At 58.5% G+C, this 8,236-nt stretch carries 9 protein-coding genes; 5 read left to right on the top strand and 4 right to left on the bottom strand.

The window, feature by feature from the left end; all coding sequences use genetic code 11:
• Nucleotides 1-67 precede the first annotated feature (67 nt).
• Together ENTMO_RS0122555 and ENTMO_RS0122550 are read right to left on the bottom strand one after the other, a co-directional pair.
• Entirely contained in the window at nt 68-625 is a 558-nt protein-coding gene (locus tag ENTMO_RS0122555; protein ID WP_010436528.1) for a DcrB family lipoprotein, read from the bottom strand.
• A 72-nt stretch (nt 626-697) separates the two neighbouring features.
• Nucleotides 698-1,363 (bottom strand): 7-cyano-7-deazaguanine/7-aminomethyl-7-deazaguanine transporter, encoded by a 666-nt coding sequence (locus tag ENTMO_RS0122550; RefSeq protein ID WP_010436525.1) that lies wholly within the window; start codon nt 1,361-1,363, stop codon nt 698-700.
• Between the two features lie 167 nt (nt 1,364-1,530).
• Between ENTMO_RS0122550 and tusA the strand changes: the two genes are divergently transcribed.
• The 4 genes from tusA to ENTMO_RS0122530 all read left to right on the top strand — a co-directional run bounded on the left by tusA (nt 1,531) and on the right by ENTMO_RS0122530 (nt 4,754).
• The gene (tusA, locus tag ENTMO_RS0122545; RefSeq protein ID WP_010436523.1) at nt 1,531-1,773 is read left to right on the top strand and encodes a sulfurtransferase TusA; all 243 of its coding nucleotides are present in this window, start codon (nt 1,531-1,533) and stop codon (nt 1,771-1,773) included.
• Nucleotides 1,774-1,963: 190 nt separating this feature from the next.
• Nucleotides 1,964-2,935 carry a TRAP transporter substrate-binding protein gene (locus tag ENTMO_RS0122540; protein WP_010436521.1) on the top strand — a complete coding sequence of 324 codons (972 nt, stop codon included), beginning with the start codon at nt 1,964-1,966 and terminating at the stop codon, nt 2,933-2,935.
• Between the two features lie 12 nt (nt 2,936-2,947).
• Nucleotides 2,948-3,457, top strand: a complete 510-nt coding sequence (locus ENTMO_RS0122535) for a TRAP transporter small permease (protein WP_010436519.1) — start codon at nt 2,948-2,950, stop codon at nt 3,455-3,457.
• A gap of 10 nt (nt 3,458-3,467) precedes the next feature.
• Entirely contained in the window at nt 3,468-4,754 is a 1,287-nt protein-coding gene (locus ENTMO_RS0122530; protein WP_010436517.1) for a TRAP transporter large permease, read from the top strand.
• Nucleotides 4,755-4,875: 121 nt separating this feature from the next.
• On the opposite strand, the gene zntA is transcribed toward ENTMO_RS0122530, so the two are convergent.
• On the bottom strand, nt 4,876-7,047 hold the full coding sequence (gene zntA / locus ENTMO_RS0122525) for a Zn(II)/Cd(II)/Pb(II) translocating P-type ATPase ZntA (RefSeq protein WP_010436515.1): 2,172 nt from the start codon (nt 7,045-7,047) through the stop codon (nt 4,876-4,878).
• A gap of 76 nt (nt 7,048-7,123) precedes the next feature.
• Nucleotides 7,124-7,750, bottom strand: coding sequence for a lysoplasmalogenase (locus ENTMO_RS0122520; RefSeq protein ID WP_010436513.1), 627 nt, complete (start codon nt 7,748-7,750; stop codon nt 7,124-7,126).
• A gap of 129 nt (nt 7,751-7,879) precedes the next feature.
• Between ENTMO_RS0122520 and ENTMO_RS0122515 the strand changes: the two genes are divergently transcribed.
• The coding region (locus tag ENTMO_RS0122515; protein ID WP_010436511.1) for a DUF2500 domain-containing protein at nt 7,880-8,236 on the top strand (357 nt) is incomplete at its 3' end.

The following is an 8,236-nucleotide window of genomic DNA, read 5'->3' as shown; positions in this document are numbered from 1 at the left end:
CTGACGTGGCGGCTAAAAAAATGGCCTCCGGTGCACGCACCGGAGGCCACGTCATCCTCGTGAAAGATTACTGAATCACGAGAGTGTTAATAATGTTTTCTGCGGCAGTCTGCGCTTTCTGCTGGTCTTCCGCAGGCAGCGTGATCTGCAGTGTCAGCAGTTTATTATCAACTTTACCCAGTACCACGGAAGAGTAAGCGGTCTGGCCTTTCGCAGAGATAATGCTGTCCAGCTGTTGCAGCGTGTGGCCTTTGAGTTCGATAGACTTATTGGTCACCACCTGCAGCTGCGGGTCGCGGCTACGCTGCTGATCTTCCAGACGTTTGGACAACACGCTCAGCGCTTCAGTGGTGTCGTCACCCACAATCACAATGACCGCTTTCTGACCGGTTGCGTCGGAATACACGTGCATGTTGTTCGCCTGGGTACCCAGCTTGCCGCTCTGATCGGTCATATCCGCTGGCAGAGAGAAACTGAGTTTACCGTCCAGCAGGCTTACCGGCTGCCCGGTCGCGTTGCTCTCTGCGGACGCGCCCTGTGCAGGCGTTTTGGTGTCGCTGTTATCACAGGCTGCAAGGCCAACAACCAGCAGGCCAATCCCGACATATTTAACCAGATTGCGCATTGACTTCTTCCTTTCGATAAACGGCCATAGCGGCTCATTCGCTCATCTTATCACAACTGATAAAGCGAACCTTTAACCTGCCTGCAATGCGGTGATTTCAGATTTATCTGCCAGCCTTTTCAGCAGCATATTCAGCAGCACGCCGTACATCGGCAGGAAGAATACAATACTGATAAGCACCTTGAAGCAGTAGTCCACCAGGGCGATTTCCATCCAGTGTTCGGCCATGAACGCATCCGGGCTACGCCAGAAGGCGATGAAGAAGAAGGCCAGCGTATCGCTCACGTTTCCGAACAGCGTGGAGGCCGTAGGCGCCATCCACCAGCGGTGATTTTGACGCAGGCGGTTAAACACGTGAACGTCGAGGATCTGCCCCAGCGCGTAGGCCATAAAGCTGGCAGCGGCGATACGGGCGACAAAGAGGTTGAAGTGCGTCAGCGCCTCAAAACCCTGCCAGCTTCCCATGTAGAACAGGGAAGAGATCACATACGACACGAACAGCGCCGGGAGCATCACCGCGAAAATAATGCGACGCGCCAGCGGTGCGCCAAAGATTCGCACGGTCAGATCGGTGGCGAGGAAAATAAACGGAAAACTGAACGCGCCCCAGGTGGTATGGAAACCAAAAATGGAGATCGGGAGCTGCACCAGATAGTTGCTGGAGGTGATCACCAGCAGATGAAAAAGCGAAAGCCAGAACAACGCTTTTACGCGCTGCGATTGAGAAAACTGCGTCATATTGTGACCTTTTTATACGTTGGGGTGAGGGAACCCAATAAAAACCGCCGCATGATACTGCTTTGACGGGACTTTGCAATGGCTAATTTTCACGCAACCGTTAACCTGGTTTGCATTGGCGGCAACCGGGCGTAAACTACAGCCGTTTTATTTTGATCGAGAAGACCATGACCGACCTGTTTTCCAGCCCCGACCACACCCTTGACGCCCAGGGCCTCCGCTGCCCGGAGCCGGTAATGATGGTGCGCAAAACTGTGCGCACTATGCAGACCGGTGAAACGCTGCTGATCATCGCAGACGATCCGGCCACTACCCGCGACATTCCCGGCTTTTGTACCTTTATGGAGCATGAGCTGGTGGCGCAGCAGACCGAAACGTTGCCGTACCGGTATGTGATTCGTAAGGGGTAAGTGCGGCAAGATGCCCTCACCCCGACCCTCTCCCGCGGGGAGAGGGGGAAACTTTTCTAAACCATCGTTTCAAATTTTCGCGCTTTTGTGAGGCGCTTCACCTCCGCTTTTCCAGCTGTAGTCTAATTTTTAAGCGTATAAAAATAAAACGCCGTTTTAACGCTTATCTCACTGCCCTGGAGTTGACCCGATGAAAGCGACCCTCAAGCCGTTACTGGCCGCGCTGTGTCTGTCTGCTTTTGCCTGCACCGTTTCTGCTCAAACCATCAAAGCTGCCGATGTACACCCCGAAGGCTACCCGAACGTGGTGGCGGTTCAGCACATGGGTGAAAAACTCAAGCAGCAAACCGACGGCAAGCTGGAGATCAAAGTCTTCCCCGGCGGCGTGCTCGGGGATGAAAAGCAGATGATTGAGCAGGCGCAGATGGGGGCCATAGACATGATCCGTGTCTCGATGGCGCCGGTTGCCGCCATCCTGCCGGATATCGAAGTCTTCACGCTGCCGTATGTCTTCCGCGATGAGGACCACATGCACAAGGTGATCGACGGAGATATCGGCAAGCAGATTGGCGACAAGCTTACCGCGAACCCGAAATCGAAGCTGGTGTTCCTCGGCTGGATGGATTCCGGCACCCGTAACCTGATCACCAAAGAGCCGATCGTTAAACCGGAAGATCTGAAAGGGAAAAAAATCCGCGTGCAGGGTAGCCCGGTGGCGCTCGCCACGCTGAAGGATATGGGGGCAAACTCGGTCGCGATGGGCGTGAGCGAAGTCTACAGCGGCATGCAGACCGGAGTGATCGACGGCGCGGAGAACAACCCGCCAACCTTTATCGCCCACAACTACATGCCGGTCGCCAAAAACTACACCCTCAGCGGCCACTTTATCACCCCGGAAATGCTCCTCTACTCAAAAGTGAAATGGGACAAGCTCAGCGCCGACGAGCAGCAAAAGGTCCTGACGCTGGCCCGCGAAGCGCAGTTCGAGCAGCGCAAGCTCTGGCAGGCCTATAACGACCAGGCGCTGGCGAAAATGAAGGCGGGTGGGGTGCAGTTCCACGACATCGACAAAACGGTGTTTATCAAAGCCACAGAGCCGGTGCGCGCCCAGTATGGCGACAAGCATCAGGATCTGATGAAAGCCATCTCTGACGTCCAGTAAAACGGAGTACGTATGTCCGAACTCTACCTGAAGTGGATGGACCGTCTGTACCTGCTCGCCATGACCGTGGCGGGCGTCTCGCTGCTGGTCATGACGATAGTTATCCCGATTGGCATCTTCTCGCGCTACGTGCTTAACCGCGGGGAATCCTGGCCGGAGCCGATCGCTATTATCTGCATGGTGACCTTTACCTTTATTGGCGCGGCGGTAGGGTATCGCGCTGGGTCGCACATCGCGGTAAACATGCTCACCGACCGTCTGCCCGACATGCTGAAAAACCTCTGCGCCCGCGTGGTCGACCTGCTGATGCTGCTGATCTCCGCCCTGATGTTCTGGTACAGCCTCTGGCTGTGCGTCGACCTCTGGGAACAGCCCGTCGCGGAGTTCCCACTCCTGACCTCTGGCGAAAGCTATCTGCCGCTGCCCGTCGGGTCGGCCATTCTGATCCTGTTTGTGATTGAACGCCTGCTGTTTGGCTCGCAGGAAAACCGTCCCGTCGTGCTTATCGGCAACCACAGTTAAGGGGTGAACAATGGATGCATTCGTTTTGTTATTCACCCTCGCCATTCTGCTGGCGCTGGGAATGCCGGTGGCTTTCGCCGTCGGGTTAAGCGCCGTGGCGGGTGCGTTGTGGATCGATCTGCCGCTGGAGGCGCTGATGATCCAGATCACCAGCGGGGTGAACAAGTTTACCCTGCTGGCGATCCCGTTCTTTATCCTTGCCGGGGCGATCATGGCGGAAGGGGGCATTGCCCGACGGCTGGTGAATTTCGCCTACGTGTTTGTCGGCTTTATTCGCGGCGGGCTGTCGCTGGTGAACATTGTCGCCTCAACGTTCTTCGGCGCAATTTCCGGCTCGTCGGTGGCGGATACGGCCTCTATCGGCAGCGTGATGATCCCGGAGATGGAGAAGAAGGGCTACCCGCGGGAATATGCGGCGGCGGTAACGGCCAGCGGTTCCGTGCAGGCGATTCTGATCCCGCCCAGCCACAACTCAGTCATTTACTCGCTGGCCGCGGGCGGGACGGTTTCTATTGCCACGCTGTTTATCGCGGGCGTGCTGCCGGGGCTGCTGTTAGGGTTATGTCTGATGATCCTCTGCCTCGGCTTCGCCCATAAGCGCGGCTACCCGAAAGGCGAGAAAATCCCGTTTAAGCAGGCGCTGAAGATATTGCTCGATGCCCTGTGGGGGTTGATGACGGTCGTGATCATCCTCGGCGGGATATTGTCCGGGATCTTTACTGCAACCGAATCTGCCGCCGTGGCCTGCCTGTGGGCGTTCTTCGTCACCATGTTCATCTACCGCGATTATAAGTGGAGCGAACTGCCGAAGCTGCTGTGCCGGACGGTGAAAACCGTCACCATCGTGATGATTTTGATTGGCTTTGCGGCGGCCTTTGGCGCGGTGATGACCTACATGCAGCTCCCGACCCGCATCACCGAGTTCTTCACCTCGCTCTCCGATAATAAATACGTGATCCTGATGTACCTCAACGTCATGCTGCTGCTGATTGGCACGCTGATGGACATGGCGCCGATCATCCTGATCCTGACCCCGGTGCTGCTGCCGGTGACCAATTCGCTGGGGATCGACCCGGTGCATTTCGGGATGATCATGATGGTGAACCTGGGGATCGGGCTGATCACCCCGCCGGTTGGGTCGGTGCTGTTCGTGGCGAGCGCGGTGAGCAAGCAGAAGATTGAAACCGTGGTGCGCGCCATGCTGCCATTTTACGGCATGCTGCTGGTGGTGCTGGGGATGGTGACGTACATCCCGGCGATTTCATTATGGCTGCCGAGGATGTTAGGGATGCAGTGACGCCGCTCTTCTCCCTCTCCCCGTGGGAGAGGGTTGGGGTGAGGGCATCAGGCCGCACCCCGACCCAACCCACTGCCGGGTGGCGGCTGCGCCTTACCCGGCCTACGGTTCGATAACGATTTTATTTCCGACGTAATAACCGCAGTGCGTTTGCCGTTACCAGCACCGTTGCACCCGTATCCGCCAGCACCGCCAGCCATAGGCCGGTCATGCCGAGCAGGGTGGTGACGAGGAATATCCCCTTCAGCCCCAGCGCAATCCCAATGTTCTGGCGGATGTTGGCGCGCGTCGCTCGCGCCAGGCTAATCATCTGCGCCAGCCCGGTCAGGCGGTTGTGGGTCAGCGCCGCATCCGCCGTCTCCAGCGCCACGTCGGTGCCGCTGCCCATTGCAATGCCGATGGTTGCCGCCTTCATCGCAGGCGCATCGTTAATGCCGTCACCGACCATCGCCAGCGGGGCGAATGCGTTCAGCTCCGTGACCGCGCGGACTTTATCCGCGGGCAGCAATCCGGCCTTGAATTCCAGCCCCAGCTCACCGGCAATTGCCGCCGCCGCGCGCGGATTATCGCCGGTCAGGATCACGCCCTGTACGCCAAGCTGATGCAGCGCCGTCACGGCCTCTTTGGCGTCATCGCGCAGGGTGTCGCGCAGCGCCAGCATCCCTTTCGCGACGCCGTCCTGCATGAGGGTCACGACAGTTTGTCCGGTCTGTTCTAACGCCTCAACCTCTGGATGAGAAGACTTGCCCGCCGCGACAATCAGCACCTTTTTACCGTCAACGGTGGCCTCAATCCCCGACCCGACCAGCGCCCGCTGTGCCGTTGCCGACGGAATTGCCAGCCCGCGCGACTGCGCTTCACGCACAATCGCCTGCGCCAGCGGGTGAGTGGAACCCTGCTCAACGGCGGCGGCCAGCGTAAGCAGTTCATCTTCACCGATATCCTGCGGATACACGCCGGTGACCTGCGGCTTGCCGACGGTCAGCGTGCCGGTTTTATCGAACGCGATATGCTGAACCTGGCTCAGCTGCTCCAGCGCCGCGCCGCCCTTAATCAGCGCCCCGCGACGTGCCGCCGCTGCCAGCCCGGAGGTAATCGCCGCAGGCGTGGAGATCACCAGCGCGCACGGGCAGCCGATCAGCAGCAGCGTCAGCCCTTTATAGATCCAGCCCTCCCACGGTGCGCCGAAGACCAGCGGCGGCACGATAGTGACCAGCAGGGCAACCAGCATGATGGCAGGGGTGTAAATCCGGCTAAAACGGTCGATGAAACGCTCGACGGGCGCGCGGCGCTCCTCGGCTTCTTCTATCAGCCTGAGGATGCGGTCGATGGCGCTGTCGCCCGGTTCGGAAAGGACCGTCAGCTGCACCAGACGGTCGACGCTGGTGGCACCAGCAGGCACTTTTTCACCTGCCGCGCGTTCTACCGGAATGGATTCCCCGGTCAGGGCGCTCTCGTCGAAGCTGGCGGTGGCGGTAACCAGCGCGCCGTCGGCGGGTAAACGACCGCCCGCGGCGACTTCAATCACGTCTCCGGGACGCAGGGTATTAATCGCCACCGTTTCACGATTACCGTTATTTACCCGTGTGGCGGTTTCAGGCTTCAGCGCCATCAGTGCGCTGACCCCTTTACGCGCCCGGCTCGCCGCCCAGCCCTCAAGCCGTTCGCCGATTAAGAACAGCAGCAGCACCATCGCCGCTTCCGCCGTCGCGCCAATGAACAGCGCGCCGATGGCTGCCACGCTCATCAGCGTTTCGATGGCAAACCAGCTGCCGCTTTTCATCAGGCGCAGCGCCTGGCGGGCAATCGGGAACAGCCCGACCAGCGTGGTGGCGATAAACGCCAGATTGCCGAACGGGTGGTTAATCTGCTCCAGCCCCCAGCTCAGGGCCATCATGATGATGAGCGTAATGAGCGGCAGGTTTTCTTTCAGGGAGGAGGTTTTTTCGACGGGGGCCGTTTCGCTACGCAGGGTATAGCCCGCCTTGCTGACGGCGGCTTCAACCTGTTTGCTGACGTCGCTTTCGGCGCTGACCAGCAGTTTTTCGGTGGCGAACAGCACCTGAACGTGATTCACGCCCGGCACTTGCATCACCGCGTTTTCCACTTTGCGCGCGCAGGCCGCGCAGTCCATGCCGTTGACGACCCAGCTGTAGCGGTTGCCGCTTTCAGGCAGCATTTCAGTTTGCGTTTCGCACGCGCCTTCGCAGCAGCAGTCGTCTTTCGGCGGAACCGGGCTGAGCTTAAGTGCCGAGAATTGTGGGACTTTTTTAGATGTTTCTGGAGTCGACATGGCAGTCTCCGGTAATGATAATTTTCTCATTAACCGCAGCATACACTCTGGAGTCGACTCCAGAGTCAAGACTTATTTAAATATACAGCGAACGCACGATCAGGAAGTGCCCGGCAAAGTAGCAGGCGGCGGCAATCGCGTTATCCGCGCGGAAGCGACGGCGATAGTGGCTGCCCAGCCAGACGATATTCCCGATCAGCAACAGCGCCGCGCCGAAGAACGCTGACATCGCCGGAGACGTCGGACGGAAGAACCACAGCTCGCCTGCAAGCCACACCATCACCAGCGTCATGGCGATAAAGGTACAGACCGGCAAACGCATCTCTTCCAGACGCGACCAAATCACCGCAATCAGCAGCGCGCCAATCACCAGCAGCACCAGCGGCAGCGGCCAGAAGAAGGAGAGCGTCATCTGGCTGGCAAAGTAGATGGTGTAAAGCAGATGCGACAGGAAGAACGCGCCGACGGCATAGAGCAGGCGCTGACGGGGGAGCAGAGTCAGCGCATCGCCTATCAGGGACGCACACAGCCCGGCGAGGACCAGATAGCTGACGGCGTTAAACATCGGCGCTTGCCAGGCCAGCAGCAGCAGGAGCAGCAGCGTGACGGGTTTGAACAGCCAGCGCTGCCAGGCAGGGCCACGATACGACGCATCGACAAAAAGCCATGCGGACAAACAGACGGCGATAAATGACCAAAGCATATTAACTCCCTGTATCTGTTGAGGCTGAATAATCAGTTTCTGATCCAGTGTAGTGACGCGGGCGGGCGTTTGGCAATGACGGGGAAGGCAAGGTATCCTGAATTCCGCAAAATCTGATGGGATTTATCAATGAGCAAGATGCCGCTTTTTTTCATTATCGTGGTGGCGATTATCGTCATTGCCGCCTCGTTCCGTTTCGTGCAGCAGCGCCGCGAGAAGGCGGATAACGACGCCGCGCCGCTGATGCAAAAGCGCGTGGTGGTGACGAACAAGCGTGAGAAACCGCTCAACGACCGCCGCTCGCGCCAGCAGCAGGTGACGCCCGCTGGAACCAGCATGCGCTATGAAGCGAGCTTTAAGCCGGAAACCGGCGGGCTGGAGGTGACCTTCCGCCTGGAAGCGCAGCAGTACCATCAGCTGACAGTGGGGGATAAAGGGACGTTGAACTATAAAGGATCGCGGTTTGAAGGGTTTGAACCGGAGCTG

The sequence above is a fragment of the Enterobacter mori LMG 25706 genome (genome assembly GCF_000211415.1).
In the GTDB taxonomy this organism is placed as follows: domain Bacteria; phylum Pseudomonadota; class Gammaproteobacteria; order Enterobacterales; family Enterobacteriaceae; genus Enterobacter; species Enterobacter mori.
Note: the sequence above shows the minus strand (reverse complement) of the source record. Positions and strands in the feature narration are given on the sequence as shown.

Coding starts and splice junctions, on each gene's coding strand:
- ENTMO_RS0122555 (WP_010436528.1), bottom strand. CDS start 625: ATGCGCAATCTGGTTAAATATGTCGGGATTGGCCTGCTGGTTGTTGGC.
- ENTMO_RS0122550 (WP_010436525.1), bottom strand. CDS start 1,363: ATGACGCAGTTTTCTCAATCGCAGCGCGTAAAAGCGTTGTTCTGGCTT.
- tusA (WP_010436523.1), top strand. CDS start 1,531: ATGACCGACCTGTTTTCCAGCCCCGACCACACCCTTGACGCCCAGGGC.
- ENTMO_RS0122540 (WP_010436521.1), top strand. CDS start 1,964: ATGAAAGCGACCCTCAAGCCGTTACTGGCCGCGCTGTGTCTGTCTGCT.
- ENTMO_RS0122535 (WP_010436519.1), top strand. CDS start 2,948: ATGTCCGAACTCTACCTGAAGTGGATGGACCGTCTGTACCTGCTCGCC.
- ENTMO_RS0122530 (WP_010436517.1), top strand. CDS start 3,468: ATGGATGCATTCGTTTTGTTATTCACCCTCGCCATTCTGCTGGCGCTG.
- zntA (WP_010436515.1), bottom strand. CDS start 7,047: ATGTCGACTCCAGAAACATCTAAAAAAGTCCCACAATTCTCGGCACTT.
- ENTMO_RS0122520 (WP_010436513.1), bottom strand. CDS start 7,750: ATGCTTTGGTCATTTATCGCCGTCTGTTTGTCCGCATGGCTTTTTGTC.